Genomic DNA, 525 nt, shown 5'->3' on the forward strand with positions numbered 1-525 from the left:
CCAGCAGGCCGCCACCCCCGATGCCACCCCAGGCGAAGCCGGGGCGCTGCAGGTACCACTCGGGGCCGCCCACCTGGACGGCCGGCACCGCGTCGAAGGCCACCGGGCCCGTGGTGACGTCCCGCAGGCCGAGGGCGGGCCAGGCGGGCTCCCCCACGTCCAGCCCCGGATGCCGGAGATCCACGAGGAAGGCCTGGGGGCGGCCGTCCTCAGCACGCCGCGCGGTGACCACGGCCGAGGTGCAGTCCGCCGCCAGGGAGCACCACGGCTTGGTGCCGTCCAGACGCCAGGTGTCCGCGCCGTCGTCGTGACCGGTGAGGCGGGTGGCGGCCGGGGTGACGCCGCCGGACTCGGAGGCGTAGACGCCCAGCAGGCCCAAGGGGGCGGGCACCCCGGCCTGGGACAGGATCGAGAGGGCGTCCAGGTGCGGCTCGACCACCCGGGCGGCCGTAAGGCTGCGGGCGCCGAGGGTCGCGAGCAGCTCCCACTGCGAGCGCGTGCGGCCCGCCCCCCGTCAGGGGCAGG

At 77.7% G+C, this 525-nt stretch carries 1 protein-coding gene; it reads right to left on the bottom strand.

Annotated features, from left to right (window positions below; translation table 11 throughout):
• Positions 1-439 (bottom strand): acyl-CoA dehydrogenase family protein (locus AC2W7A_RS13305; RefSeq protein WP_485991754.1); only part of this gene is annotated, 439 nt, incomplete at its 3' end.
• Positions 440-525 lie beyond the last annotated feature (86 nt).

The sequence above is a fragment of the Micrococcus sp. LASM2_SD2 genome, from assembly GCF_057364565.1.